The sequence below is a fragment of the Roseovarius sp. YIN77 genome (assembly GCF_057219155.1).
The window spans coordinates 218,104-243,554 of record NZ_JBXVVI010000001.1; the positions used below are offsets into that span (position 1 = coordinate 218,104).

The 25,451-nt window shown below is 53.8% G+C and carries 25 protein-coding genes and 1 tRNA gene; 16 read left to right on the top strand and 10 right to left on the bottom strand.

Annotation, left to right across the window (positions count from 1 at the left end; all coding sequences use genetic code 11):
* Positions 1 to 76: 76 nt before the first annotated feature.
* The gene (locus AC2D8P_RS01025; protein ID WP_484699686.1) at positions 77 to 526 is read right to left on the bottom strand and encodes a hypothetical protein; all 450 of its coding nucleotides are present in this window, start codon (positions 524 to 526) and stop codon (positions 77 to 79) included.
* A gap of 127 nt (positions 527 to 653) precedes the next feature.
* Here AC2D8P_RS01025 and AC2D8P_RS01030 point away from each other — a divergent pair, with 127 nt between their 5' ends.
* Positions 654 to 1,085: a SufE family protein gene (locus AC2D8P_RS01030; protein WP_484699688.1), complete on the top strand. Its 432-nt coding sequence runs from the start codon at positions 654 to 656 to the stop codon at positions 1,083 to 1,085.
* A 98-nt stretch (positions 1,086 to 1,183) separates the two neighbouring features.
* Here AC2D8P_RS01030 and AC2D8P_RS01035 read toward each other — a convergent pair whose 3' ends face one another.
* Entirely contained in the window at positions 1,184 to 1,822 is a 639-nt protein-coding gene (locus AC2D8P_RS01035; protein ID WP_484699690.1) for a DUF1638 domain-containing protein, read from the bottom strand.
* An 84-nt stretch (positions 1,823 to 1,906) separates the two neighbouring features.
* A complete protein-coding gene (locus AC2D8P_RS01040) occupies positions 1,907 to 2,608 on the bottom strand; it encodes a corrinoid protein (RefSeq protein ID WP_484699692.1) in 702 nt (233 codons plus the stop codon).
* A gap of 219 nt (positions 2,609 to 2,827) precedes the next feature.
* Between AC2D8P_RS01040 and AC2D8P_RS01045 the strand changes: the two genes are divergently transcribed.
* On the top strand, positions 2,828 to 3,895 hold the full coding sequence (locus AC2D8P_RS01045; protein ID WP_484699694.1) for a PA0069 family radical SAM protein: 1,068 nt from the start codon (positions 2,828 to 2,830) through the stop codon (positions 3,893 to 3,895).
* Here AC2D8P_RS01045 and AC2D8P_RS01050 read toward each other — a convergent pair.
* From AC2D8P_RS01050 to AC2D8P_RS01060, 3 genes are all read right to left on the bottom strand, one after another.
* Positions 3,892 to 4,170 carry a methionine synthase gene (locus tag AC2D8P_RS01050; RefSeq protein WP_484699696.1) on the bottom strand — a complete coding sequence of 93 codons (279 nt, stop codon included), beginning with the start codon at positions 4,168 to 4,170 and terminating at the stop codon, positions 3,892 to 3,894. The genes AC2D8P_RS01045 and AC2D8P_RS01050 overlap by 4 nt on opposite strands.
* Positions 4,124 to 5,134: a betaine--homocysteine S-methyltransferase gene (gene bmt / locus AC2D8P_RS01055; RefSeq protein WP_484699698.1), complete on the bottom strand. Its 1,011-nt coding sequence runs from the start codon at positions 5,132 to 5,134 to the stop codon at positions 4,124 to 4,126. The genes AC2D8P_RS01050 and bmt overlap by 47 nt, the downstream gene beginning before the upstream one ends.
* Positions 5,135 to 5,261: 127 nt before the next feature.
* Complete coding sequence (locus tag AC2D8P_RS01060) at positions 5,262 to 5,576, bottom strand: DUF1476 domain-containing protein (protein ID WP_484699700.1); 315 nt, start codon at positions 5,574 to 5,576, stop codon at positions 5,262 to 5,264.
* A gap of 157 nt (positions 5,577 to 5,733) precedes the next feature.
* On the opposite strand from AC2D8P_RS01060, the gene purC reads away from it, so the two are divergent.
* The 6 genes from purC to AC2D8P_RS01090 all read left to right on the top strand — a co-directional run bounded on the left by purC (position 5,734) and on the right by AC2D8P_RS01090 (position 13,839).
* A complete protein-coding gene (gene purC / locus AC2D8P_RS01065; RefSeq protein ID WP_484699702.1) occupies positions 5,734 to 6,498 on the top strand; it encodes a phosphoribosylaminoimidazolesuccinocarboxamide synthase in 765 nt (254 codons plus the stop codon).
* Positions 6,499 to 6,512: 14 nt separating this feature from the next.
* Positions 6,513 to 6,752 carry a phosphoribosylformylglycinamidine synthase subunit PurS gene (gene purS, locus AC2D8P_RS01070; protein ID WP_484699704.1) on the top strand — a complete coding sequence of 80 codons (240 nt, stop codon included), beginning with the start codon at positions 6,513 to 6,515 and terminating at the stop codon, positions 6,750 to 6,752.
* Entirely contained in the window at positions 6,752 to 7,420 is a 669-nt protein-coding gene (gene purQ / locus AC2D8P_RS01075; RefSeq protein WP_484699706.1) for a phosphoribosylformylglycinamidine synthase subunit PurQ, read from the top strand. Before purS ends, purQ begins: the two co-directional genes overlap by 1 nt.
* A gap of 79 nt (positions 7,421 to 7,499) precedes the next feature.
* Positions 7,500 to 9,257, top strand: coding sequence for a sensor histidine kinase (locus tag AC2D8P_RS01080; protein WP_484700568.1), 1,758 nt, complete (start codon positions 7,500 to 7,502; stop codon positions 9,255 to 9,257).
* A gap of 7 nt (positions 9,258 to 9,264) precedes the next feature.
* Entirely contained in the window at positions 9,265 to 10,596 is a 1,332-nt protein-coding gene (locus AC2D8P_RS01085) for a sigma-54-dependent transcriptional regulator (RefSeq protein ID WP_484699708.1), read from the top strand.
* A gap of 423 nt (positions 10,597 to 11,019) precedes the next feature.
* Positions 11,020 to 13,839 (top strand): ribonuclease E/G, encoded by a 2,820-nt coding sequence (locus AC2D8P_RS01090; RefSeq protein ID WP_484699709.1) that lies wholly within the window; start codon positions 11,020 to 11,022, stop codon positions 13,837 to 13,839.
* A gap of 109 nt (positions 13,840 to 13,948) precedes the next feature.
* Here the strand turns inward: AC2D8P_RS01090 and AC2D8P_RS01095 are convergent.
* Positions 13,949 to 14,038, bottom strand: a tRNA-Ser gene (locus AC2D8P_RS01095).
* A 118-nt stretch (positions 14,039 to 14,156) separates the two neighbouring features.
* On the opposite strand from AC2D8P_RS01095, the gene AC2D8P_RS01100 reads away from it, so the two are divergent.
* Positions 14,157 to 14,993: a hypothetical protein gene (locus tag AC2D8P_RS01100; RefSeq protein ID WP_484699711.1), complete on the top strand. Its 837-nt coding sequence runs from the start codon at positions 14,157 to 14,159 to the stop codon at positions 14,991 to 14,993.
* Here the strand turns inward: AC2D8P_RS01100 and AC2D8P_RS01105 are convergent, their stop codons facing one another.
* Positions 14,994 to 16,751, bottom strand: a complete 1,758-nt coding sequence (locus tag AC2D8P_RS01105; RefSeq protein WP_484699713.1) for a tetratricopeptide repeat-containing sulfotransferase family protein — start codon at positions 16,749 to 16,751, stop codon at positions 14,994 to 14,996.
* A 7-nt stretch (positions 16,752 to 16,758) separates the two neighbouring features.
* Positions 16,759 to 18,921 carry a tetratricopeptide repeat-containing sulfotransferase family protein gene (locus tag AC2D8P_RS01110; protein ID WP_484699714.1) on the bottom strand — a complete coding sequence of 721 codons (2,163 nt, stop codon included), beginning with the start codon at positions 18,919 to 18,921 and terminating at the stop codon, positions 16,759 to 16,761.
* Positions 18,922 to 19,166: 245 nt separating this feature from the next.
* Between AC2D8P_RS01110 and AC2D8P_RS01115 the strand changes: the two genes are divergently transcribed.
* The 7 genes from AC2D8P_RS01115 (at position 19,167) to AC2D8P_RS01145 (ending at position 24,849) form a co-directional block, all read left to right on the top strand.
* Positions 19,167 to 19,781 (top strand): 50S ribosomal protein L21, encoded by a 615-nt coding sequence (locus AC2D8P_RS01115; protein WP_484700569.1) that lies wholly within the window; start codon positions 19,167 to 19,169, stop codon positions 19,779 to 19,781.
* 11 nt (positions 19,782 to 19,792) lie between these two features.
* Positions 19,793 to 20,062 carry a 50S ribosomal protein L27 gene (rpmA, locus tag AC2D8P_RS01120; RefSeq protein WP_484699716.1) on the top strand — a complete coding sequence of 90 codons (270 nt, stop codon included), beginning with the start codon at positions 19,793 to 19,795 and terminating at the stop codon, positions 20,060 to 20,062.
* A 262-nt stretch (positions 20,063 to 20,324) separates the two neighbouring features.
* Positions 20,325 to 20,864, top strand: coding sequence for a GNAT family N-acetyltransferase (locus AC2D8P_RS01125; protein WP_484699717.1), 540 nt, complete (start codon positions 20,325 to 20,327; stop codon positions 20,862 to 20,864).
* A gap of 11 nt (positions 20,865 to 20,875) precedes the next feature.
* Positions 20,876 to 21,415, top strand: a complete 540-nt coding sequence (locus AC2D8P_RS01130; RefSeq protein WP_484699719.1) for a GNAT family N-acetyltransferase — start codon at positions 20,876 to 20,878, stop codon at positions 21,413 to 21,415.
* Positions 21,402 to 22,439 (top strand): GTPase ObgE, encoded by a 1,038-nt coding sequence (gene obgE, locus AC2D8P_RS01135; RefSeq protein ID WP_484699721.1) that lies wholly within the window; start codon positions 21,402 to 21,404, stop codon positions 22,437 to 22,439. The genes AC2D8P_RS01130 and obgE overlap by 14 nt, the downstream gene beginning before the upstream one ends.
* The gene (gene proB, locus AC2D8P_RS01140; protein WP_484699722.1) at positions 22,427 to 23,533 is read left to right on the top strand and encodes a glutamate 5-kinase; all 1,107 of its coding nucleotides are present in this window, start codon (positions 22,427 to 22,429) and stop codon (positions 23,531 to 23,533) included. Before obgE ends, proB begins: the two co-directional genes overlap by 13 nt.
* Before the next feature lie 50 nt (positions 23,534 to 23,583).
* On the top strand, positions 23,584 to 24,849 hold the full coding sequence (locus tag AC2D8P_RS01145) for a glutamate-5-semialdehyde dehydrogenase (protein ID WP_484699724.1): 1,266 nt from the start codon (positions 23,584 to 23,586) through the stop codon (positions 24,847 to 24,849).
* 3 nt (positions 24,850 to 24,852) lie between these two features.
* Here AC2D8P_RS01145 and AC2D8P_RS01150 read toward each other — a convergent pair whose 3' ends face one another.
* A complete protein-coding gene (locus AC2D8P_RS01150; protein ID WP_484699725.1) occupies positions 24,853 to 25,446 on the bottom strand; it encodes a histidine phosphotransferase family protein in 594 nt (197 codons plus the stop codon).
* Positions 25,447 to 25,451: the final 5 nt, after the last annotated feature.

Below are 25,451 nucleotides of genomic sequence, written 5' to 3' on the forward strand. Positions count from 1 at the left end.
CAGGTCTTTAGACAGAGGGGCGTTGCCCCTCTGATCCCCAATCAGATTAATTATTGTAATGTGAAGCGGTGTGGAGTTAGCGCCTGCTGATCAGGCTATTTGATGCCGCAATGATATGTATGGCGGTGACGCCTTCCAGTTCTTCGTGGGATAGTCTCGTTGCTGCCAGAACTTCGCGGGAGCGTTGATTGACCACGCGTTCGAATCCAACGGGTTCGTTGGCATCAAAGCGATATGTCAAAACGCCATCGACCGGGATTCCGTCATTCATCGGCAAAAGCTCTGCGTCCCAATATCCTTGGGTCGGCGGCAGGCCAACGGCGTGGATGATGGCACCGTCAAGAGTTTGGTCAATATGCATCTCAAGCACCCGGTCGATCAGGCCCTCGGGGTCAAAATATTCTGCCTGGGCGATAGCGGGTTCATCTACGGATTTCTTGAACCAGTTGAACGGGTTAAGACGCGACTCACCACAGGCCGATAACACGATGGCGGAGATGGCCAGTGCAAGTATTGGGGTTTTCATTTAGGTGTCCCTCTTGTCATCTCTCATGGGTTAGCCCAAAGACGGGCAGTTGAAAACCCGTGATTGTAGGCGTGGACCTTTCTATTCGGGTGTCATAGATACGGGTGAGAGCAAACCGGAGAGTAAGATGGCCGCGGAAGCCTTTGAAGATATTGCAGAAAATTTCGATTTCCTGGAAGATTGGGAGGATCGATATCGCTATGTGATCGAATTGGGTGGCGCAATGGATCGATTGGATGAGGCATTTATGGTGCCGGCAACCAAAGTTGACGGTTGTGCCAGTCAGGTTTGGATTCTGCCTCAGATCGAGGGCACGGGCCCAGAGGCGATGTTCAAGTTTTCCGGCGATAGCGATGCCATGATCGTGCGCGGGTTGATTGCGGTTCTCGCCTCTCTTTTCAACGGCTTAACGGTGTCGGATGTGCTGAGAGTTGATGCTCATTCTGAACTGGCCCGCCTAGGTTTGGATGAACATTTGTCATCGCAACGGTCCAATGGCGTGCGCGCGATGGTCGAGCGGATCAGGCTGCTGGCGGGGCAGAAAATCGGCGAAAGTTAAACCGATGCACGGCTTTCGTTCGGGTTGTTTGTGAATTAATGCGTGCCAACTGAAGCCAAAAAAGCGGCATGCTGCGACGCGTCGGTATTATGTCGGTATTACGACTGTGCCTTCAGCGCCGTTTCCAGATCGCCGTAACCCGTAAACCGACGCTCGTAATCCAGACCCATGCGTGCGGCACATTCGGCGGCTTTGGTATCCAGTTTCGGATCATTGGTCTGCGCCTGATAGACCAGTTTGGTGTAATTGCCGAAATACATATCGCGTAGTTCCGGATGACGATCCAGCCCCATCGGTTTCCAGAAAAAGGAATCAAACTGGCGAACCAGAAAATCCGTCAGGTAGAATGTGGTGAATTCCTCTTCTGCAATTTCGGCGAAAGTGTCGTTGCCCTCAAAAAAGGAATAGCAATGCGGCCCGGCGATCATTTCGACGCCCAGTTCTTCGCATTTCGCCTCTAACAGGCCACCGGTACCGCAATCGGCGTAAACGATGAAGATGGAGTGATAGTTGTCACGATGTTTTTTGACAGACTCTTCGACCGCCTCGACAATCTTATCCGGGAAGAGGTGATATTTGGCGGGCAGGCAGGTCAGATCCATGTGGGACCAGCCATGCATATCTTTCAGTGCCAGAATTTCACGGGCCAATGCCCCGCAGGCGATCAGCAATATCCGACCCTGGGGTGAATTTGCCTGAAGGCCTTGTTCGGACAGGATATCATCGTTCAGTTTCATCGTTTCACCCTCTGACCCGGCCAAAGAAAAGCCCCGGACACGTATATCGCGCCGGGGCTTGAATTCGCATGATCCGCGAAGAGCTTAAGCGTTCAGCGCGTTGTGCTTGCGCGACATGTACTCTTTGGCGGTTTCAACGGCGACAGCAGCGTCCCGGCAGTAAGCGTCTGCGCCAATGGCTTTACCGAACTCTTCGTTCAGCGGGGCGCCACCAACCAACACGACATAGTCGTCACGCAGGCCTTTTTCGACCATCGTGTCGATGACGACCTTCATGTATGGCATGGTGGTGGTCAGAAGGGCAGACATACCCAGGATGTCTGGCTCTTCGCTTTCCAGAGCTTCCAGGTAGTTTTCGACCGGGTTGTTGATGCCCAGATCGACGACTTCAAAACCGGCGCCTTCCATCATCATGGAAACCAGGTTTTTGCCGATGTCGTGAATGTCACCTTTCACGGTGCCGATGACCATTTTACCCATGCGCGGTGCGCCGGTTTCGGCCAGCAGAGGCTTCAGGATATACATGCCAGCTTTCATGGCGTTTGCAGCCAAGAGTACCTCTGGCACAAAGAGGATACCATCGCGGAAATCCTTGCCGACGATGGTCATACCAGCGACCAACGCCTCGGTCAGAACCTGATAGGGCTGCCATCCGCGTTCCAGCAGGATGTTGACGCCTTCTTCGATTTCTTCTTTCAGACCATCATACAAGTCGTCATGCATTTGCAGGACAAGTTCGTCGTCCGGCAGTTCTGACAGGATGATATCGTCGTCTTCTTCGGCCATTGATAATTCCTTTAACTCAGGCGCGATGCGCAGGGTTTCTTTCCCCTAATGGTCGTTCTGTCGCATTTCGACTTGGCCGATTGCGACATCAATCCCCCTTCTACCGACGAAATGTTACCTCCCAAAGATAAAATTCGGCAATGAAGGTTGATTTTACGCCATTCTTGCACGGCGCGGGAGAAATGTTCTATAAATGTTCATGTGTCTAAAGATGTTAAAATGACCGTGGATGGGTCGCGATTCAAAACCCGTGGGCGTGCAGCGATCAGCAATCGCTCAGGACGGTTCGAACGCTATGCAACCACGTTGGAAGTAGAAGCCTCTGACCATGGCCAAGTGGTTCAGACGGAGGTTCGGCTGGAACGTCCAAAATCGGCGCTAAGCTGGAACAGCTCGCCTGATCTGCCCTTTGATCGATCGGTGAACCCGTATCGAGGGTGCGAACATGGGTGCATCTACTGTTTTGCGCGGCCCGGTCATGCCTGGCTGGGTCTGTCACCGGGGTTGGATTTTGAAACCCGTCTGATCGCCCGGCCGGGGATCCACGAGGTTTTGGAAAAGGAATTGCGCGCCCGGCGTTATGCGCCACAACCCATCGCGATTGGAACCTATACTGACCCGTATCAACCGATTGAAAAAGAACATGAAATCATGCGCAATTTGTTGTTGGTTCTGGAACGGTTCAGACATCCAGTTGCGATTGTGACGAAAGGCACTTTGATCGAGCGTGACATCGATATCCTGTCGCGTATGGCGAAACTGGGTCTCGTCCGGGTGGGTGTGTCGGTAACCTCATTAGACCGGGGGTTGGCGCGTCAGATGGAGCCGCGCGTGCCTGCACCGGAGAGACGGCTGGCTGTGATCACAGCGCTGGCGCGGGCGGGAATACCGGCCCGGGTCATGGCGTCGCCGATGATTCCGGGGCTGACCGATCATGAGATGGAGCGGATTTTAGAGGCAGCGGCCAAGGCCGGGGCCACAAGCGCCAGCTGGATCATGTTGCGCCTGCCTTTGGAGGTATCAGAGCTGTTTCAGGAATGGTTGTCGCGGGAATTTCCGGATCGGGTGTCAAAGGTGATGGGGAAAATCCGAGAGATGCATGATGGGCAGGATTATCTGGCCGATTGGGGGCATCGGATGCGGGGGCAGGGGCAGTATTCAGAGCTGTTGCAGCGCCGGTTTCAACTGGCCCTCCGGCGTCTTGGTCTGGCGGAAAAACAACCGGCGCTTCGAACGGATCTGTTCCGGGTACCAGCGCGCGTTGGGGATCAGTTGTCGTTGTTCTAAGGGCGCTTGCGGCCCAACGCCCATCCGATCAGGAATAGCGTGGCAGTGATGCCGCCCGGAATCAGGGCCATGATAATCAGATCTTCGCCACGCAGCGACCAGGGGGCAGGGATTGTGCAATTCTGGCTTTGCGCGAAGGCGCAAGCCAGGCCCGATATCCAGATATAACCGGCAGCCCAGACGATTAGGGCAAGGCTGCCGAGGATGTAGAAGAGGCGCCTCAACAGATCAGCGTCGGCCCCGGCGGCTGCGGCGCGGTGCAGGTGCATCGTCATCCGTGCCGTCGGAGGCGGAAGAAAACGCCCCAAGGGCAGAGGTGATCGCCTCCAGCGAGGGACGCTCGCCGGCGGGGCGCTCTTCTAACGCGGTGCGCATATGGCGTAGGTGTTTGGCGGTTGTGCCGCAACAACCGCCAATGATCCGGGCCCCGCAATCACGGGCCAGCACGGCATAGTCGGCCATCAGTTCGGGGGTGCCGTCATAGTGGATGTGGCCATCCACATATTTTGGAATGCCGGCATTGCCCTTGGAAATGATCGGCGTCTCTGTGCCTTGGGCGGCGAAACCCAGAACCGTGCGCAAAAGATCAGATGCCCCGACACCGCAATTTGCGCCAAAACCCATCGGTTTATTTGGCAGGCTGTCCACCAATCCCACGAGGTCGGTAGAGGTCACACCCATCATGGTGCGCCCTGCGGTGTCAAAGCTCATCGTGCCACACCAGGGCATATCGGCCAGGGCGAAAGCCTCTGCCGCGGCTTTGAATTCTTCTGGTGCAGAAATCGTTTCGACCCACAGGACATCGGCACCGCCCTCTTTCAGGGCATCGGCCTGTTCGTGGAACATTTCGACGGCTTCTGAATGAGACAACGCACCGATAGGTTCCATGATCTCGCCCGTCGGGCCAACGGATCCGGCAACAACGATCGGGCGATTGGCCTTTTCGGCAACATCGCGGCCCAGTTCGGCGGCGACACGGTTCAATTCCCGCACCCGTTTTTGCGCATCATGCAGTTTCAGCCGCGACGCGTTGCCACCAAATGTATTGGTCAGGAACAGATCGCTACCGGCATCCACAGCCCCCTGATACAGCGCCGTGATTTTTTCCGGTTCGTCGGTATTCCACAGTTCCGGCGCGTCACCGGATTGAAGACCCATATTGAACAACGTGGTGCCGGTGGCACCGTCGGCCAGCAGCCAATCGTTCGTCGAGAGCAATTTAGAGAGTGCATTTGTCATGATTTAGGTCTTCTGGGTTCGAATTGTGTGATGCTTGCAAGCAAGCCCCCGCTTTGCATGATGCAGGCGAGGGATCAAATTCTTTCTTCTCATAATGATTATGAGGTCGAGATGTGCTTGTCTGTGCTCAGCCTTCTTCCATGACCTGAGATTTGGCGACGGTCATCATTTCATCCATTTTTGCACGAATCTCATCCTCGCTGGCGAGGCTGCCCAGATCTGCGGCCACTTTGCGAATGACATCATCATGTCCGGCCTCTTCGAAATCGGCTTTTATCACTTCGACGGCGTAGGCTGCGGCGTCATCACCACTTTTGCCCAACAGTTCAGCGGCCCACAGGCCAACGAGCTTGTTTCGGCGGGCATTTGCCTTGAATTGCAATTCCTCATCATGGACAAACTTGTTTTCAAAGGCGCTTTCGCGATCGTCGAATGTGGTCATTTTTATCCTCGTTGGTCACGTTGGTTGTCTTTATTCTGTTATGGGGCCTGCGCCCTGCCGCCGCAAGGGGTGACCTGTCCTTGCGACATCTGCGTCCATGGCGTATAGGGCGCGTAAAGTCAGGGGGAGTCGCCCCCCTGCGTGCATAGAGGTCCCCATGGCACGTCGCAAAAAACTGTACGAAGGCAAAGCTAAAATTCTGTATGAAGGCCCGGAACCGGGCACTTTGGTACAGTATTTCAAGGATGACGCGACGGCGTTTAACGCGGAAAAGAAAGACGTGATTGACGGCAAAGGTGTGCTGAACAATCGCTTGTCCGAATTTTTCATGACTGGCCTGCAGCATATCGGGGTTCCGACGCATTTCCTGAAACGTCTGAACATGCGAGAGCAACTGATCCGGTCGGTCGAGATTGTGCCGTTGGAAGTGATCGTGCGCAACTATGCGGCCGGATCCATGTCTAAACGTCTGGGTCTGGAAGAGGGCACGCAATTGCCGCGCCCGATCATCGAGTTCAGCTATAAAGACGATGCATTGGGTGACCCGCTGGTGCCAGAAGAATACATCATCGCCTTTGGCTGGGCGACGCAGCAGGATCTGGACGACATTATCGCGCTGGCCTTGCGCGTGAACGATTACATGTCTGGTGTCATGTATGGTGTCGGGATCAAGCTGATCGATTTCAAGATTGAGGTCGGCCGGGTTTATGAGGGCGATTTCATGCGCCTGATCGTGGCCGATGAGATCAGCCCGGACAGCTGCCGCCTGTGGGATATCGAAACCGGACAAAAGCTTGACAAGGACGTGTTCCGCCGTGATTTGGGCAGCCTGTCCGATGCCTATTCCGAAGTTGCCCGCCGTTTGGGGGTTCTGCCCACCAACATCACTCATGCCGCTGCAAAACCAACGATTGTTAACTGAAAGGTCTGCCCAAAATGAAAGCCCGCGTTCATGTCATGCTGAAAGATGGCGTTTTGGACCCGCAAGGGGAGGCCGTGCGCCATGCGCTGGGGTCTTTGGGATTTGATGGCGTCGAGGGCGTGCGTCAGGGCAAGGTGATCGAGCTGGATCTGGCCGAGACCGACAAAGCCACTGCCGAGGCTACCGTGACCAAAATGTGTGAAAAGCTGTTGGCTAACACCGTGATCGAAAGCTATTCGGTGGAGCTGTCGTAATGAAGGCGGCTGTCATTGTCTTCCCCGGTTCCAACTGTGACCGCGATTTGGCTGTCGCGCTGAAGGCCGCTGGTGCCGATGTGCAGATGGTCTGGCACAAGGAAACATCCTTGCCGGATGGGCTGGATTTCGTTGGTGTGCCGGGCGGGTTTTCATTTGGGGATTACCTGCGCTGCGGCGCGATCGCGGCGAAGTCGCCCATTTGTCGGTCTGTCGTAGATTTTGCGGATCGTGGCGGCCATGTTTTTGGGGTTTGTAATGGCTTTCAGATATTGACCGAAACCGGGGTCTTGCCCGGCGCGTTGCTGCGCAATGCCGGTTTGAAATACATCTGCAAAACCATTGGCCTGCGGGTCGAAACCTCTGACAGTCTGTTCACCCGTGGCTACAATGCCGGTCAGGTGATCGACATCCCGATCGCGCATCATGACGGCAATTACAATGCCGATACAGATACTGTGGCGCGGCTGGAAGGCGAAGATCGGGTTGCGTTCCGCTATACCGACAATCCCAATGGCTCTGTCGCCGATATTGCGGGTGTTCTGTCTGAAAACCGTCGCGTGTTAGGGATGATGCCGCATCCAGAGCGGGCGTCAGATGCTGGCCACGGTGGGACAGATGGGGCCCCGATGTTCAGGGCGTTGATCGAAGGTTTGGTCGAGGCCTGACGGCTGAACGCCGCCGATGGATGATCCACATATTGTCAGCAGGGTTGAGACCGGTTCGAACCGGTCTTACACTTTGGCTATGACATTGGTTCCAGATAAGATCCGATCTGCGTCAGAACGCCTGCCGTGGCGCAACCGCATCGTTATCATCATGATGATGGCGTTGGCGGTGGGCATCGTGTGGATGACCAATGTCTACCTGACCGAACGGTTTACCGAATCCACCCGTAACCGGGCGCAGGTGCGATTGGCGCTGTATTCCGGGAACTTGTTGAGTGAACTTCGCCGGGCCTCTGTCATTCCGCAATTGTTGGCGCGCGACGATTCGCTGATCAACGCGCTGGAAACCAACGAATATCAGCGAACGACATTGCGCCTGTATTCCTATCTGGATGAAATTGGAGCCGAAAGCCTGATGCTGCTGGATCGGGATGGGCGCGCGGTGGCGTCGACCATTCGCGAACAAATTGGGTCTGCACATAGATCTGAGCCCTATTTTATCGATGCAATCCGGTCGGCAGAGTCGCAGTTCACGGTTTGGCGTGGCGCTAGCGGTGCCGTGGATTTCTATTACTCGCGCCGATTGACCAGTTTGGGGCGCAGTGTTGGGGTGATCGTTGCCAAGGTGGACCTGAAGCAGTTTGAACGTTCCTGGGCGGGGATTTCGGATGCGGTGATTGTGTCAGACAGTTCTGGCAAAATCGTTTTGTCGACTGAGCCGCGCTGGCGTGGCCTGACCGAAGAAGAAGCGTTAGAGGTTCGATCGGCGCCGTCGGCCATTTTGCGGGCCATTCAGGCGACGGCCGATTGGCGGGCACTGCCACCTGATGCTTATCTGAGGGGCGAAGCCGTGATGCGGCAAGAGGCGCGCATCCCGTTTCGGGGCTGGCAGATGGCCTCCTACACCACATTTTCGCCGGTTCGCAGCCGGGTGAACGGGGTTATCGCGCTAGAGATTATGGGCTTTGCAATCCTGCTGTCGCTCGCGTTTTATCTATTGTCCAGAAAGGCCTTGGTCAGATCACGGGTGTTTCAACGGGAATCGGTTGAACTGAGGGCGTTGAACGAACGTTTGACCCGGGAAATCGCGGAACGGGAAAAAGCCGAAAAGAACCTGCAGGTCGCTGAACAAACGATTGAACAATCGTCAAAATTGGCGGCCTTGGGGGAAATGTCAGCCGCGGTCAGCCATGAGCTGAACCAGCCATTGGCGGCGATGAAAACCTATCTGGCGGGGGCAAAGCTGCTGCTGCGTCGCCGCAGACCCGAAGAGGCGCTATCATCGTTTCAACGGATTGACGATCTGATTGAACGGATGGGGGCAATCACGCGGCAGCTGAAAAGCTATGCCCGAAAAGGGGGCGAGGCGTTCGAGCCCGTTGATATGCGCCATGCCATGTCATCGGCCCTGTCGATGATGGAGCCCCAGTTGAAGCGGCGCGAGGTGAACATCAAAACCTCTGTCCCGCGCGAGGCTGTCTTGGTCATGGCCGACCGGCTGCGGTTGGAACAGGTGATCATCAACCTGTTGCGCAATGCGCTTGACGCAACAAAGGAAAAAGACGCCCCAACAGTTGAACTGCAGCTTTTCGGACAGGACACCGCCCGATTGACTGTGCAGGATAATGGCAATGGGATCGAGGACCTGGAAAGCTTGTTTGAGCCGTTCTACACCACCAAGCAACCCGGAGATGGTGTGGGGCTGGGATTGGCGATTTCGTCGGGTATCGTCAATGATCTGGGTGGGCGGTTAATCGCCCGAAATGCCCCTGATGGTGGGGCAGTGTTTGAAATCCAGCTTCCGATACTGAACGAAGGTATCGAAGCAGCAGAGTGAGTACCAAATGGCACAGGCAATCAAAGTCGTCATTGTCGATGATGAACAGGACATGCGCCAATCGATCAGTCAGTGGCTGTCGCTGTCCGGGTTCGAGACAGAGACATTCGCCAGCGCCGAGGACGCGCTAAAAGTTGTCGGTCAAGATTATCCCGGCGTTGTGGTCAGCGACATTCGTATGCCCGGCATGGACGGGATGCAGTTTCTGAAACGCCTGATGGGGGCCGATAGTGGCTTGCCGGTGATTATGATCACCGGGCATGGCGATGTGCCCATGGCCGTCGAGGCAATGCAGGTTGGCGCCTATGATTTTTTGGAGAAGCCGTTCAACCCTGACAAAATGACGGCACTGGTGCGCAAGGCGTCACAACGGCGGCGCCTGACCCTGGACAACCGGACCTTACGCAAGGAGCTGTCCGGCGGAACCTCAATCATGGAAAAACTGATCGGCAAATCGGCAGAGATGAACCGACTGCGCGAGGATATTCTGGATTTGGGGCAGGCCGATGGCCATGTGTTGATCGAAGGCGAAACCGGAACTGGCAAGTCATTGGTGGCCCACGCCCTGCACGCTGTCGGGTCCCGGGCCAGCAAACCATTTTCGCTGGTCTCCTGCGCGGCGTATGACGAGGAGACGCTTCTGAAAAAACTGTTCGGCACAGATGATGGTTCGGACAAGATCCCCTTGGTCGAGGAAGCGCGCTGTGGGACATTGGTTTTGGAAGATATCGATGCACTAAGCACGGCTGCGCAAGTCAGACTGCTGACCTATATCAATGATCAGGGCAACCCGCCTGAAACCCGGATTGTAGCGATTTCCAACCTACAGGAACCGGGCAAGACGTTAGAAGATGTGTTGCGATCGGATCTGTTTTTCAGGTTGTCGGCCATGCGGATAACATTGCCGCCGTTGCGCATCCGGGGCGAAGATATCCTGACGCTATTCATGCGTTTGTCAGAGCAATTTGCAGAGGAATATGGTTGTGAAACCCCGGCAGTCACTGCGCAGGAGGCCGCGCAATTAATGCAGGCCCCGTGGCCCGGTAATGTGCGGCAGCTGGAAAACGTGGCCGAGCGGGCGGTTTTGCAAAACCGGCGCGGATCGGGCAGTATCGCCAGCCTGCTGATGACGGATGGTGACGAAATACAGCCTGTGGTCACCACCGAAGGCAAACCCCTAAAAGAATATGTCGAGGCGTTCGAACGGATGCTGATCGACAACACAATGCGCAGGCATAAAGGATCGATCGTCAAGGTGATGGAGGAACTGTCATTACCGCGCCGGACCTTGAACGAAAAAATGGCCAAATACGGTTTGCAGCGGGCGGATTATTTGTAGGCCCGAGAATGGGATGGTCGGAATGCGTGATCAATTCTCGTGCATTGTAATTTTCCCCATTGTAATTGCCGAACAATCGAACGTATGTTGACCGTGCAGGGTTCCGTCAACATACGGACCGCATAGAAAGTTTCGCTGTTCGTGAGGCGCAGCAGGTAAAAACCGCTGATTTCACAACAGACCGATTGGGTCGAAAGACCGATATTTGCCCGTGGACCCAAGTAGGGCCGGGCGTATGAACAGATGCCAATGGCATCAAGGAAGAAACGCGATGAGACGCGATATAATGTGCAGAATCAAGGCTTTGGGGCGGTTGCCTCAGGTTTGCCTATTCGCCGCGTCTGACATTGCTCGAACATATCACCCCCGTCGCATTCAGGCCCCGCCAGGGGCAGGGATATCCGGGTGGTGCGAAGAGAATTCATGGCTAAGAAAATGCTTATTGATGCCACCCACGCAGAGGAAACTCGCGTGGTCGTGGTCGACGGAAACAAGGTCGAGGAATTTGATTTTGAATCCGAGAACAAACGCCAGCTTGCTGGCAACATCTATCTTGCAAAAGTAACACGGGTTGAGCCGTCCTTGCAGGCGGCCTTTGTTGATTACGGCGGAAACCGTCATGGTTTCCTTGCCTTTTCCGAGATTCATCCAGATTACTATCAGATTCCAGTCGCTGATCGCGAGGCGCTGCTGGAAGAAGAGCGTGCCTTTGCCGAGGCGCAGCGTCAGGAGCAGGAAGAGGAAGAGGACAAGCCCGCGAAAAAGCGCCGCAGCCGATCGCGGGCCAAAGCTGCGAAAACAGTGTCTGATGATGCGGTTGAAACCCGTGAAATATCGGGAATGGACGTTGTTGAGCTGGACGGCGAAGATGAAGGCAGTTCCCCAATGGAGCTGGTCGGAGAAACGCCCGTCGAAACTCCTGCATCTGATGATGCGGAAAGCAGCGAGGCAGTTGACGCGGCCAGCGAAGAGCCTGCCGATGAGGCTGCTGTAAGTGATCAACCTGAGGACACCGCCAGCGCGGATGCCGTTGATGATGGCGATGCGTCCGAAGACGCGACAGCCGAGGCAACAGACAGCGAAACTGATGCAGAGAATAACGGCGATCAGGGTGACGAGGATGGCGATGATGAGCCCAAACAGCTCGACGCTACCGAAAAAGATGATGGCATCGAGGACGTCGCCGATGAGGACGTGTCCGAAGAAATCCGTCGCCCGCGCAAACCACGCCTGAAACGCTATAAAATCCAAGAAGTGATCAAGGTTCGCCAGATTCTTTTGGTACAGGTTGTGAAAGAGGAGCGCGGCAACAAGGGTGCTGCCCTGACAACTTATCTGTCACTTGCCGGGCGCTATTGCGTCCTGATGCCAAATACGGCGCGCGGTGGCGGGATATCCCGCAAGATCACCAATGCGGCCGACCGTAAAAAACTGCGCGCCACAGCGGCTGAGATTGACGTGCCACAAGGCGCGGGTTTGATCATTCGCACCGCAGGGGCCAACCGGACCAAGGCCGAAATCAAGCGCGACTATGAATACCTGCAGCGCCTGTGGGAACAGATCCGCGCCTTGACGTTGCAATCCATTGCACCCGTCAAAATCTATGAAGAGGGCGACCTGATCAAACGGTCGATCCGCGATCTGTATAGCCGCGAGATTGATGAAGTGTTTGTCGAGGGCGAGGCCGGGTATCGCACCGCCAAGGACTTCATGAAAATGATCATGCCGTCCCACGCCAAAAACGTGAAACACTATGCAGAGGCGATGCCTCTCTTTGCCCGGTATCAGGTCGAAAGCTATCTGGGTGCGATGTTCAATCCGACGGTTCAGCTGAGATCTGGTGGTTACATCGTGATCGGTGTGACAGAGGCGTTGGTGGCGATCGATGTGAACTCTGGCCGGGCGACGAAAGAGGGATCGATCGAGGAAACCGCGCTAAAAACCAACCTGGAGGCTGCCGAAGAGGTGGCGCGCCAGTTGCGTCTGCGTGATCTGGCCGGTCTGATCGTGATCGATTTCATCGACATGGATGAGCGCAAAAACAACGCCGCCGTAGAAAAGCGCATGAAAGACCGGTTGAAAACCGACCGTGCCCGCATTCAGGTGGGGCGAATTTCGGGTTTTGGCCTGATGGAAATGAGCCGCCAGCGTTTGCGCCCCGGCATGATCGAGGCAACGACGCAACCCTGTACCGCCTGTCATGGCACAGGTTTGATCCGATCGGATGACAGCCTCGCCCTGACCATTTTGCGCCAGTTGGAAGAAGAGGGCGTGCGCCGCCGGTCACGTGAAGTTCTGCTGAAGGCCCCGGTCGGGATCGTGAACTTTCTGATCAACACCAAGCGCGAGCATTTGCTGCAGATAGAAGCGCGTTATGGCCTATCGGTCCGAATTGAGGCTGATACCCATATGATCAGCCCGGATTTCACCATCGAACGCTTCAAAACTGCGACGCGCCAGGTGGCCGAGGTCGCCCCGGTTGTGTCTGTTGATGCACTGGCCATTGATCTGCCCGAAGTGGTTGAAGAACCCGAAGAGCAGGCGGTGGAGAGCGAAGAAACGCCCCCGAAAAAGAAACGCCGCCGTCGCAGCCGTCGCCGCAAGAACAAGAATGGTGGAGAGGCAACCGAGGCCAATCAGTCAGAGGCAAATGCTGATGATACCGGTGAAGAGGCGGAAACACAGGCCGATGCGCCAAGTGAAGCCCCGGCTGAGTCGGTCGAACCCGAAGTGACGGCAGAAGCGGTCGCGAACGATGCGGAGAAACCTGAAGAAGAGGCGCCGAAGAAAAAGACCCGGACGCGTCGCAAGCCAGCCAAAGCCAAAGAGGCGGAGCCGGCTGAAGAGGTTCAGGAATCGGTCGAACAGGTTGTAGCTGATGAGGGCGAGGCAGAAGCCGAACCCAAGAAAAAGACAGCCCCGAAAAAGCGAGCGACGCGGTCTAGAAAGAAAAAGGACGATCCGGCGCCCGAAGCCGTTGAAGCCACCACTGAGGCCCCGGTAAAGACCCCAGCAGAGGCGCCCGGCACCACAGCAGAGGTTGCGCCGGTTGCAGCAGAGGTGGAGGCGGCCCCTGAAGCCGCACCCGCACCCGAGCCGGACGTGGCGGCCAGCGCCCCAGCAGAAGTTGCCGTTAAAGCGGCTGAACCGGCGGCAGAGGTCGAGGCAGATGTGGTTGTCGCCGAAGCCCCAAGCGCCCCGCCAAAGCCCAAGCGCCGAGGCTGGTGGTCAACAGGTCGATAGCGGGATCAAAGATTGTGTAGCAGGCCGTGAGGGAAACTTTGCGGCCTGTACTATTTGGGTCAAAGCCCATCCCGAACAACAGAAAACAACGGATTTTCAGGGGGTAAAGTGGCGGAGAGACAGGGATTCGAACCCTGGGTCCCCGTGAAGGGACAACGGTTTTCGAGACCGCCCCGTTCGACCACTCCGGCACCTCTCCGCGAAGGGTCCCGCGCGATGTACTTTGATGTCGGGGTAGGTGCAACCGTTTTTCGTGACAAACTGGACAAACACGTTCACGATTGCAAAAGGTTGGTGAGAGCAAGCGAGAATACAAGTTGACCGGATTTTTTCAAAGACTGTTTTTGACGCTGATCAGCGCATTTTTCGTGCCGTTGATAGGCCATGCGCAAGTTCAGGATCCGGTTAAGATCTTGTATGAGCTTTTGCGAATTGACGAAGCATTGGAAATTATGAACGAAGAGGGGATTGCCGCATCCTCTGACATAGCCTTTGAGTTTTTCGGGGACGTGACGCCCGAAGGTTGGGAAGGCGACATTCATGAAATTTATTCAGATGCGCCAACCCAGGATAGCTTTCGCACCGGTTTTGAGGATTTTTTGAAAGATGCTGATGTTGAAGAGGTAATATTATTTTTAGAATCTGATACGGGTGCCCGGATTATAGAACTAGAGCTTAGCGCGCGTCGGGCCCTGATGGACGACGATGTCGAAGGGCTAAGCGAAAGCAACATGGAAAGCGCCCGGGCAATGGGCACGGATCGTTTTGATCAGATCAGCGCGTTTATTCAGGCCAATGATTTGGTTGAGTTCAACGTCCAAGGAGCGTTGAACGCCAATCTCGCCTTCATGCTGGGTCTGCAGGACGGACAGCCCATTCGGGACAGATTTGCCGAGGATGAGCTGTTGTCACTGGTGTGGTCACAAGAAAATGAAATCAGACTGGAAACAGAAGACTGGCTGCTGAGCTATCTTCTGTTGGCCTATGATCCGCTGCAGGATACAGATCTGGACGCTTATATCGCCCTGTCGGAAACACCGTCAGGGCGGCGTGTGAACGCCGCAATTTTCCACGCTTTTGATATCGTCTTTATTCAACAATCCCGAATGCTGGGGCAAACCATTGGTTATTACATGACGGGCAGTGATATCTGATTATCGCTTGTGATCGGCCAAATCTCCAAGGCTGTCAAACAGCGGTTTGAGTTCCTTTTCATAACGCTGCCAGGCCTTCACCGAGGATTTGTAAATCGGTTGACGTACTTGATAAACGGACAAGGTGTTCACCTTGCGCTTGTTTTCATGGAAGTTCAGACAAGCATCTTCCCATTCCAACCCGGCGGCGGCGATAAGTTTGCGCGTCTCTTCCTCAGGATTTGAAATCAGGTCTTCGTACCAGATTTCATGGAAACCATTTGGATTAATCTCTCGCCAAAAGTCGATCATTTCGACGAATTTGCGGTAGTACTGGCCGAGGTCTTCCAGATTGTTACTGTAGCGGTGTGATCCTTCACCGAAGTGGTTTTTGAAAATTGAAAGCAAGTTATCTTTCGGATTACGCCTGATAACGATGATTTTAGCATTCGGAAATGCCAGCCAGATAAATCCGAGACACCAATGTGTATTTACGGTTTTATCCACAAGGTTACGGCCGCTTTTCTGAAGCGCTCTTGCCCTTTCAAGGTAACCATCATGCATATCCTTAATATCTATGGGCGACAAATCGCGCCAATTTTTATTGATATATAAATTCAGCAAATGGTCAGTGGCTCGGGGCAACAAGCCTGCTTCACCGACTGTCTCTACCGCGCTGTGACTTGTCAGAATTTGTTCAACAAGAGTTGTACCAGAGCGTGGCAGGCCAACAATAAATATGGAGTTTGTATTTGACACTTCTTTGTTGAAAGTGGCGTCTGCAGTTAATTCAGCGAACAAAGACTTGGTTTGGTGAAGCTGCTTCGTGGTAGTATCTTCGTCGTAAGGAAACATTTTTTTGAGTTCGTGATTAGCCATCGACAAATATTGAAACGAAGTTGGATATTCACCTATCTCCTCAAGTGACTTACTGAGGGCAAACCCGATCGAAATTTTATCTGATATGGATGCGTCTTCAGATTCGAAAGCAGACTTCATGCGAACGATCAATGGATCGTTTTCCTTGAATTTGTGAATCCTACTATACTGAAGATACAAGGACCCTCGCGTCGGATTTGCGTCTATCGCAGACAATATTGTGTTTTTTGCTTCGTCAAATTTTCCCAGAGATTGTAAGGTGCTGGTTTTAGTATTTAAAACCTCGAGATTGTCGGGCGCCAATGACTCTGCTTTCGCAACGCTTTTCAATGCGGTTTCGTGATCGTCTAATCCGAGATATGCTTTCGCCTTCAACAGATACATTTCATAGTTATTCAAACCAAGAGTTTCACACTTGATTACATCTTTCAGCAACTGGGGGTAGTCTTTATTTGCCCAGGAGAGTACTGCCCTTCCAAAATGAGCGTCAACATTATTTGGGTCGAGCTCTATAGCGCGATTAAATGTATTCTGAGACTTCTTGTACTGGTTGTTGTCGCAGTATACGCGCCCTAAGATTGTTAAGATCTCAACATTGTTCGGTAAAAGTTTATCAGCAATTTGAAGCTCTTCGATCGCTTCATCGAGCTTCCTCGATTTAAAAAGCGCAATGCCATAATGCATATGCCCTTTTGCATAACTTCCATCAATCTCAAGGGCTCGGACAATCATTTTGATTGCTTCATCATACTGGCCTTGTTCTCTTAACGCAGCCGACAGCATCGTTAGAATTGTTGGGTTTTCGGGTTCCATATGGGACAACGAAGCCAGAAGATCTGCAGCTTGTTTGAACTGACCTGTTTGTAAAAGATGCAGGGCATTTTGAATTTGAGGTTGCATGGTTAACTCATTTTGTTGGTTCGAGCAGCTCTCCGAGACTGTCAAAGAGCGGTTGCAGTTCTTTCTCATAACGCTTCCATGCTTTGACCGATGATTTATAGATTGGTTGCCGAACCTGATAGACGGACAAGGTGTTCACCTTGCGCTTGTTTTCGTGGAAGTTCAGACAGGCATCCTCCCATTCCAACCCGGCGGCTGCGATAAGTTTGCGCGTCTCATCTTCAGGATTTGAAATCAGGTCTTCATACCAGATTTCGTGGAAACCATTTGGATTGATCTCACGCCAAAAGTCGATCATTTCGACAAACATACGATAGTACTGGCCGAGGTCTTCCATGTCGTAGCTGTAGAGGTGGCCTCCACCAGCGAAAACATTCTTGTAAACAGACAGCAGGTTGTCGCGTGGATCTCTTCGGACAACGACAACTTTTGCCTTCGGTAGGGCGCACCAGACAAGACCCATGACCAGATAAGTCTGAATAGATTTGTCGGATATGCGGATGCTTCCCGGGTGGAGTGTTTTCACATATGTTTCATAGCTGCTCGCAATTGCATCAAGCTCGTTTTGTGTAATTGACTCAATTTTGTTGTCACCTTTTGGAGACATAATCAAGCGCATCGATTCTCGATTGAACCGGCCCATTTCACCCGCACCAGTAACTGTAGAATGGCTAGAAAGAATCTGTTCGACAAGTGTGGTACCGGATCTTGGCATCCCAGTGACAAAGACAGGAGCGTATTCGCTTTTACCCACCCCAACTTTTCCGCTGGACAAAATATTCTTGAATATACGTTTGACCCTATTTATCTGAACTCGCCGTCCCGAAATCTCGTAAGGGTATTCTTCTCTCATCTGCTGGTTGGATGCATTGAGATAGGGGAAAACCTGATCGTATTGTTTGGTATCTTCCATTGCTTTGGAAAGAGCAAATCCCAACTGCATTTTATTGGCGGGTGTGATGGATGGATCTTGATATATTTTCTCCATCTCGTCGATGAGTGGATCGTCTGGTTTAAACTTATGCGAAGCAGAGTACACTCTGTAGTTTGCCCCCAAGTGAGGATCCATTGCGAAGGCTTTCTGAAATGCTTCTTCAGTTGCTTCAAAGTCACCACTCGTTTGCAACAAGGTTGCCAAATGTCCCATCATGGTCGCATTTTCAGGATCTTTTGAGAGCGCAAACTTAATACTTTCCAGTGCATCCTTTTCATTGCCAGATGCGGACAAAATATTTGACTTTAAACTATAGATTTCAGCGGAATCGTTTCCAAGTTGAATACATTTTTCTACCAATTCATGAGCAAGAACATAGTTGTTTTGTGTATTTGCCAGGCGCGCGCGTGCTAATAATGCTGGCGCAAATTTTGGATCCGTCACGATTGCACGGTCAAGCGCATTCTCCTGATTGGGTTCCATGCCAGTTTTACCATATGATTCTGCTAAAAATAGCAGGACGGGCAATGACTTTGGGTTCAATGTCCGCGCCATTTCTAGGTGAGTAATCGCGCCTTTCGTATCTCCATCGCGCAAAAGTAAGTGTCCAAGGTTGAGTTGAGCGTCAAAAATTCCCGCATCCAACCTTGTTGAGTGCCTAAGCGATTGAATGGCTTTCGCTTTCTGCCCCACATCACGAAATGCTGTCCCTAGGACACCATGAAGAACTGCGACTTTTGGATGTGCTTTGATAAGTTTCTGCAAGAGTGGGATCGCTTGTTTGGCATGGCCTTTTTGGACCAATTGCAGAGCTTTTTGCAGTTGCGATTTTGGCAGAGTACCCAGCTTGGGTTGCGCAGCTACAACATTGCCGTTGATCCTATTTCTGATTTCTTTTTTAGCCTGGGTGGGTAAGTCAGCGGACTTCAGCAATTCCAAAGACGTTGAGATATCTTCCTCTGATCCAGCCCGCAACAGCGCCTCTGAATAGCCCCGCCAAATCTGCTGATTTGATGAGATTAGTCTGATAGCCTTGTGAAACGCATCAATTGCTGGATCAAACCGTAGGGCTTTCATCAAAAGCTGACCGATTTGAAAGTGAACCTCAGGCACGTCGGGGGTGGTTTCCAGAATCTGTTCATAGAGCTTTAAGGCTTCATCACCTTTGCCTTGCTGCATAAGCAGATTGGCTTCTTTATAAGTCTTTTGAAGCTGATTGGTGTTCAAAGGCAGCATGACCGATCCTCAATGTGTTTGGGCCTTGCTAAAACACTTCACGGTTATGCGAAAGACCTGATGCGAAAATACAGATTTCTATTGACTTTGCGCCACTGGAATCCGATAAGCCCGCGTCGCGTGGGGCCATCCTGCGCGTTTAATTGTAATCACGCCCAGACAAGGGCGCGCTGTTCGAGGCGCCGGTAAACGGCAAAACACCCGAAATCGGGGGCCATAGGATGCGGGAAACGAAGGAAAAGCAAATGTTTGCGGTCCTCAAGACCGGCGGCAAGCAGTACCGGGTTCAATCGGGCGATGTGCTCCGTGTTGAAAAACTGGCAGCTGACGCTGGCGAAAAAGTTCAATTCAATGAGATTCTGATGGTTGGTTCCACCGTGGGTGCGCCGACTGTCGATGGGGCAGCTGTTCAGGCCGAAGTGATCGACCAGATCAAAGGCGAAAAGCTGATCCATTTTGTAAAGCGTCGTCGTAAGCACGGCTCTAAGCGTACCAAAGGTCATCGTCAGCAACTGACTCTGCTGCGCATCACCGACATCCTGGAAAAGGGTGCCGATAAATCTGGTGTTAAAGTGGCTGTTGGTGCGGGTTCTGTTTCCGCTGTTGCTGTTGCTGCTGCAAAACCGGCTGCGAAGGCTGCGCCAAAGAAAGCTGAAGCCAAGGTCGAAGCCCCAGCGGCTGCTGACGACCTGAGTGCCATCACTGGCGTTGGTCCGGCAGCGGTCAAAAAGCTGAACGCAGCTGGTCTGACCACATTCGCGCAAATCGCAGCATTGAGCGAAGATGACATTGCTGGTATTGAAGGCATCAAAGTGAAACCTGAATGGGTTGAGCAAGCCAAAGAGCTGGCTAAAGGCTAAGGAGAGACGAGATGGCACATAAGAAAGCAGGCGGTTCATCCAGAAACGGTCGCGACTCAGCCGGTCGTCGTCTGGGCGTCAAAAAATTCGGTGGTCAGGACGTGATCCCGGGCAACATCATTGCACGCCAACGTGGCAACAAATGGTGGCCGGGCGAAGGTGTTGGCCAGGGCAAAGATCACACGCTGTTTGCAACTGCAGAGGGCAAAGTGACCTTCCGTAAGGGTTTCAAGGGCCGCACCTTTGTATCTGTACTGCCAGTGGCGGAGGCTGCTGAGTAAGGCATACCCGATAACGCATTGAAATAGATGGGGGATCGGTCAGCCGGTCCCCCTTTTCAGTTTATGTAACTGAATTCACAGCCTTGTCACAGTTTGGTTTGTAAAAGGATTTGTGGTTGAGTTTTGCATCTGATGATCCCATCTGGATTTGAGGGAAACCTGATGGGTCGCGGGCAGCTTCTGGGGAGAATGCTGAAGGTGCAGTGTAGGTAAGGCAGGGGATGTAACCCTGCTAAAACGTATAATTTTGGGGAGGAACCCAATGAAATATGAGGCGATTAACACGCAGGCCGTGATGGAGTCCGAACGGCTGGTTCTGCGTCCGGTGCGCTATTCCGATGCTGGCCTGATGGCGCTTTATGTCTCTGACAAGCGGGTGGCAGAGGCCACGAGCCGTATTCCACACCCATTGCCGCCTGGTGCGATTGATGCGTTTATCGCACGTGCAATGGCCGAAGGCCGGGTTGAAGATGTCTGGGTTCTGGATGGATCCAAGTCCCAAAATGCAGAGGTCGTGGGCATTGTCAGCCTGACCCGTCTGGATCGGAAGCAATCCGAGATCGGATATTGGATCGCGCCTGCATTTTGGAATACCGGATTGGCGTCAGAGGCGGTTGACGTTTTGTTGTCAAGCAATCCGCAGGATTGCGATACGATCTTTGCGCAGGTCTTTCAGGATAATCCAGCCTCTGCACGGGTGTTGACTAAGGCCGGATTTGAATATCTGGGTGATGCCGAAGGATATAGCGTTGCCCGCGAGGCGAATGTGGCCACATGGACCTATCTGAACAAACTGAAATAGGCGCAGACCAAATGGCACAGAGTATCTTTCGCACGGCCCGTTTGGTCGCGCGAAATTTTGCGCCGGAAGACTGGCGGGAATTACAGCGTCTCTGTGGCACACCTGATGTGGCGCGCATGACGTCCTCCATTTCGGCGCCGTGGCCGGATGCGGATGTAAAAGCTTGGATGGCCCGTGGTCCTTTTACAGGGCAGTTGCCGTATTCCGCGGGTTTGTTTCATCACCAACAAGGGTTGATCGGGTTGGTTGGTTTCGGGGCCGATCCGATAAGCCTGATGTATGCCATTGGGCAGGATCATTGGGGGCAGGGTTATGCCACGGAGGCCGCCAGAGGCGCGCTGGAGCATGGATTTCGTGATCTGGGGCTGACAGAGGTCGAAGCGACGCATTTTGACGACAATCCAGCCTCTGCCCGGATTTTAACGAAGCTGGGCTTTGAAAAAATCGGTATCGGGGTCGGGGAAAGCCTTGCAAGACTTGAGCCTGCGCCAATAATCACATATCGCCTGACACAACAGCAATTTAAGGCCGCGACCCATGAAATTCCTTGATCTTGCAAAGGTCTATATTCGATCCGGCGGTGGTGGCGGCGGTTGCGTCAGCTTTCGCCGTGAAAAGTTCATCGAATTTGGTGGACCGGACGGTGGCGATGGCGGTCGCGGCGGTGATGTGATTGCCGAAGTCGTTGACGGGCTGAACACACTGATTGATTTCCGCTATCAGCAGCATTTCTTCGCCAAGAGCGGTCAACCCGGAATGGGCAAGCAACGAACGGGCCATGACGGCGCGGATATTGTGTTGCGCGTGCCTGTGGGTACCGAAGTTCTGGATGAAGATGAGGAAACGGTTATCGCCGATATGACCGATATTGGTCAGCGCGTGGTGCTGGCCAAGGGCGGCAATGGCGGGTTTGGAAACCTGCATTTCAAAACCTCGACCAATCAGGCGCCGCGTCGGGCCAATCCGGGCCAGGCGGGTGTGGAACGTACGATCTGGCTGCGGTTGAAGCTGATTGCAGATGCGGGCCTGTTGGGTCTGCCCAATGCGGGCAAGTCAACCTTTCTGGCGGCCACGTCAAACGCGCGACCAAAGATTGCAGATTATCCCTTTACCACGTTGCATCCAAATCTAGGGGTTGTCGGTGTGGATAATGCAGAATTTGTCGTTGCTGACATCCCCGGCCTGATCGAGGGCGCCCATGAAGGGCGCGGTATTGGGGATCGGTTCCTTGGCCATGTGGAACGCTGTTCGGTACTGCTGCACCTTGTGGATGGGACATCTGACACGGTGGTCGAAGATTACCAAACCATAATTGGCGAGTTGGAGGCCTATGGTGGTGAATTGGCGGAAAAGCCGCGCATCACTGTTTTGAACAAGATCGACGCGTTGGATGACGAGGAAAGATATGACCTGCGTCAGGCCCTGATGGCCGAAACGGGCGGGTCGGTTATGATGATGTCCGGCGTCAGCGGCGAGGGTGTGACCGATGTTCTGCGTGCCCTGCGAGCAGAGATCAGCGAAGATCGCTTGCGCCAGCGCACAGAACAGGAAGAACCTGAAGAATGGCATCCCTGAGTAGCGCCAAAACGATTGTCATAAAAATCGGTTCTGCCCTGTTGGTGGATACCGGAACAGGCCGTTTGAAATCGGCTTGGCTGCACTGTCTGGCCGAGGATGTGGCAATGCTGCGGGCGCGGGGGACGAAGGTGGTGTTGGTGTCATCGGGTTCCATTGCGCTGGGTCGAAACGTGTTGAATCTGCCGGGCGGATCTTTGTCATTGGAGCAATCACAAGCCGCGGCAGCGGTTGGACAAATCCGGCTGGCGCGTGCCTATGAAGAGGCGTTGGAAACCCATGGCATTACGACAGCGCAGATCTTGGTGACGCTGGAAGACAGCTCTAACCGTCGGCGCTATCTGAATTCGCGTGCAACGCTGGATCAGCTCTTGAATATGGATTGCGTGCCGATCGTGAATGAAAACGATACAGTTGCGACCGACGAAATCCGTTTTGGCGATAATGACAGGTTGGCGGCACAGGTGGCTGTGACGGTGGGCGCCGATGCGTTGGTGTTGTTGTCAGACGTCGACGGGTTTTACACCGCCAATCCCAAAGATGATCCTGATGCAACACGCTATGACCAAATCGACGACATCACACCAGAGATCGAAGCCATGGCAGGCGATGCCGGGACTGGCCTGTCCAAAGGTGGGATGAAGACCAAAATTCAGGCCGCCAAGATGGCTGTGGGGCAGGGCTGTGCCATGGTCATTGCCGAAGGAGCGACGCTGCGACCGATCCAGGCGATAGAAAAGGGCGCGCCTGCGACCTGGTTTGCTGCCCAGACCACGCCCCAGGTTGCGCGAAAGCGTTGGATTGCCGGAATGAAACCGCAAGGGATCGTGACCGTCGATGCCGGGGCCGCACGGGCATTGGGGCAGGGAAAATCGCTCTTGCCTGCCGGTGTGACCGGGGCGTCAGGAGAATTTGGCCGCGGTGATCCAGTGACCATTCTGGGCCCGGATGGACGCACATTGGGGCAGGGTTTGATCCGCTATCCATTGGATGAGGCGCGAAAAATCCTCGGCTGCCAATCCGGTGATATTGAGGCACGTCTGGGCTATCCGGGACGCGCTGCATTAATCCACCGTGATGATATGGCACTGTAAGCGCCGGTTTGATACCTTATTGACTAATCCATTTTGCGAAAGCTGAACCGATGAAAGACAACGCCTCGATCCATGATATTATGCAAGACCTTGGCCTGCGCGCACGCGCGGCGGCGGCCGTCTTGGGGTTTGCGGCGCCAGAGGCAAAATCAGCGGCCCTGACCCATGCGGCAGATTTGTTGTGGGAACGGCGTGAGGGTTTGATTGAGGCCAATGAGCGTGACATGATCTTTGGCCGTGACAAGGGCCTGTCAGACGCCATGCTGGATCGTCTGATGCTGGATGACGCCCGTATCGCGTCGATCTGTGATGGGTTGCGTGCCGTGGCAGGCCAAGATGATCCAGTTGGGGCCGTTATGGCCGAGTGGGATCGCCCCAATGGGCTGCACATCAAACGGGTGCGTACGCCCTTGGGCGTAATTGGCGTGATCTATGAAAGCCGCCCCAACGTGACCGCGGATGCCGGGGCCCTGTGCCTGAAGGCCGGAAATGCGGTGATTTTGCGCGGCGGATCAGAGAGTTTCCATTCCTCGGGCTTCATTCACGCGTGTCTGCAGGAAGGATTGCGTATGGCCGGATTGCCCGAAGATGCGATCCAGCGGGTGCCGACGCGCGACCGGGAGGCCGTATCTGAAATGCTGACCATGGTGGATCATATCGACGTGATTGTGCCCCGTGGCGGCAAGGGGTTGGTGGGCTTGGTGCAAAGAGAGGCGCGCGTGCCTGTTTTTGCCCATTTGGAAGGTATCGTTCATATCTTTATCGACAAAACCGCTGACCCGGAAAAGGCCCGCAAAATCGTCGTGAACGCCAAAACCCGGCGCACCGGGATTTGCGGGGCGGCGGAGTGCCTGTTGATCCATCAGGAGATTGCCAACGATTTGGGCGCCGACATTTTACGGGATCTGGTGGCGGCAGGGGTAGAAGTCCGTGCGGATGACACCCTGCAATCTGTTGATGGTACTGTCCCTGCTAGCGATGCCGATTGGGGCCGTGAATATCTGGACAGCATTATTGCCGCCCGGGTTGTTGCCGATGTTGATGGGGCGATTGACCATATTCGCCAATACAGCTCCTCCCATACCGATTGCGTGATTGCAGAGGATCAAGCGGTCGCTGATCAGTTCATGACACGGCTGGACAGTGCAATCCTGATGCATAATTCCTCCACCCAATTTGCCGATGGCGGGGAATTTGGGATGGGCGCAGAAATCGGAATTGCGACGGGTAAGATGCACGCCCGCGGCCCGGTCGGGGCAGAGCAGCTGACCAGCTTTAAATACCTCGTTTCCGGCAATGGCGCGATCCGGCCGTGAGGATTAGAACCTGATCTCGATCTGATCCTCATCCAATTTAATCTGAAGCGGCGTATCACCAGCATCTGCCGCAGATCGTGCAAGCGGGAACTGGATTTCGGATGGTTCGACAGTGTCTTGGAAGGCGTCATCACCCAGCGGTGACCATAGTCGTTTTTCCAACCTCATTTTGGGACCCTTGCCGATAACTTTCCAGGTTCCGTCATGTTGGGAAATGGTGATCAGGCTCTCTGACGGAAAGGCGTGTTCCAGGCACTGAATCAACAGAAACAACAGCCGCGCGACCGGGCGAGCTGGGTTTCCGATATCTTGCCACTCTATCTCGATCCGCGATGTTGCGGTGTAATCTTTAATAATTGCTGCGATGTCCTGATTGGATATCTGCTGACCATCTGGTGCCTTGCCAAAGGCAATTCGGAAAAACCGGATGCGGGCATTGGCGGCAGCCACACTATCGCGGATTAACGCCATTTCAGGGGTGTCTTTAGTCCCGGACAACAGCAAAAGTTCCAGCCCATTGCCAATTGCCCCGATAGGGCTGATAAGATCATGACAGATACGAGAACCCAGAAGTGGGACAATTTCGGTTTGTTGCATATATT

Bases quoted from the DNA above. Each gene is read 5' to 3' on its own strand.
- AC2D8P_RS01115 (WP_484700569.1), top strand. From the start codon at position 19,167: ATGTTTGCGGTCCTCAAGACCGGCGGCAAGCAGTACCGGGTTCAATCG.
- AC2D8P_RS01050 (WP_484699696.1), bottom strand. From the start codon at position 4,170: ATGACGATGCACCTGCACCGCGCCGCAGCCGCCGGGGCCGACGCTGAT.
- AC2D8P_RS01110 (WP_484699714.1), bottom strand. From the start codon at position 18,921: ATGCTGCCTTTGAACACCAATCAGCTTCAAAAGACTTATAAAGAAGCC.
- bmt (WP_484699698.1), bottom strand. From the start codon at position 5,134: ATGACAAATGCACTCTCTAAATTGCTCTCGACGAACGATTGGCTGCTG.
- purQ (WP_484699706.1), top strand. From the start codon at position 6,752: ATGAAGGCGGCTGTCATTGTCTTCCCCGGTTCCAACTGTGACCGCGAT.
- AC2D8P_RS01045 (WP_484699694.1), top strand. From the start codon at position 2,828: ATGACCGTGGATGGGTCGCGATTCAAAACCCGTGGGCGTGCAGCGATC.
- AC2D8P_RS01130 (WP_484699719.1), top strand. From the start codon at position 20,876: ATGGCACAGAGTATCTTTCGCACGGCCCGTTTGGTCGCGCGAAATTTT.
- AC2D8P_RS01025 (WP_484699686.1), bottom strand. From the start codon at position 526: ATGAAAACCCCAATACTTGCACTGGCCATCTCCGCCATCGTGTTATCG.
- AC2D8P_RS01125 (WP_484699717.1), top strand. From the start codon at position 20,325: ATGAAATATGAGGCGATTAACACGCAGGCCGTGATGGAGTCCGAACGG.
- AC2D8P_RS01085 (WP_484699708.1), top strand. From the start codon at position 9,265: ATGGCACAGGCAATCAAAGTCGTCATTGTCGATGATGAACAGGACATG.
- purS (WP_484699704.1), top strand. From the start codon at position 6,513: ATGAAAGCCCGCGTTCATGTCATGCTGAAAGATGGCGTTTTGGACCCG.
- AC2D8P_RS01090 (WP_484699709.1), top strand. From the start codon at position 11,020: ATGGCTAAGAAAATGCTTATTGATGCCACCCACGCAGAGGAAACTCGC.
- purC (WP_484699702.1), top strand. From the start codon at position 5,734: ATGGCACGTCGCAAAAAACTGTACGAAGGCAAAGCTAAAATTCTGTAT.
- AC2D8P_RS01060 (WP_484699700.1), bottom strand. From the start codon at position 5,576: ATGACCACATTCGACGATCGCGAAAGCGCCTTTGAAAACAAGTTTGTC.
- AC2D8P_RS01040 (WP_484699692.1), bottom strand. From the start codon at position 2,608: ATGGCCGAAGAAGACGACGATATCATCCTGTCAGAACTGCCGGACGAC.
- proB (WP_484699722.1), top strand. From the start codon at position 22,427: ATGGCATCCCTGAGTAGCGCCAAAACGATTGTCATAAAAATCGGTTCT.
- rpmA (WP_484699716.1), top strand. From the start codon at position 19,793: ATGGCACATAAGAAAGCAGGCGGTTCATCCAGAAACGGTCGCGACTCA.
- AC2D8P_RS01105 (WP_484699713.1), bottom strand. From the start codon at position 16,751: ATGCAACCTCAAATTCAAAATGCCCTGCATCTTTTACAAACAGGTCAG.
- AC2D8P_RS01150 (WP_484699725.1), bottom strand. From the start codon at position 25,446: ATGCAACAAACCGAAATTGTCCCACTTCTGGGTTCTCGTATCTGTCAT.
- AC2D8P_RS01145 (WP_484699724.1), top strand. From the start codon at position 23,584: ATGAAAGACAACGCCTCGATCCATGATATTATGCAAGACCTTGGCCTG.
- AC2D8P_RS01030 (WP_484699688.1), top strand. From the start codon at position 654: ATGGCCGCGGAAGCCTTTGAAGATATTGCAGAAAATTTCGATTTCCTG.
- AC2D8P_RS01035 (WP_484699690.1), bottom strand. From the start codon at position 1,822: ATGAAACTGAACGATGATATCCTGTCCGAACAAGGCCTTCAGGCAAAT.
- AC2D8P_RS01080 (WP_484700568.1), top strand. From the start codon at position 7,500: ATGACATTGGTTCCAGATAAGATCCGATCTGCGTCAGAACGCCTGCCG.
- obgE (WP_484699721.1), top strand. From the start codon at position 21,402: ATGAAATTCCTTGATCTTGCAAAGGTCTATATTCGATCCGGCGGTGGT.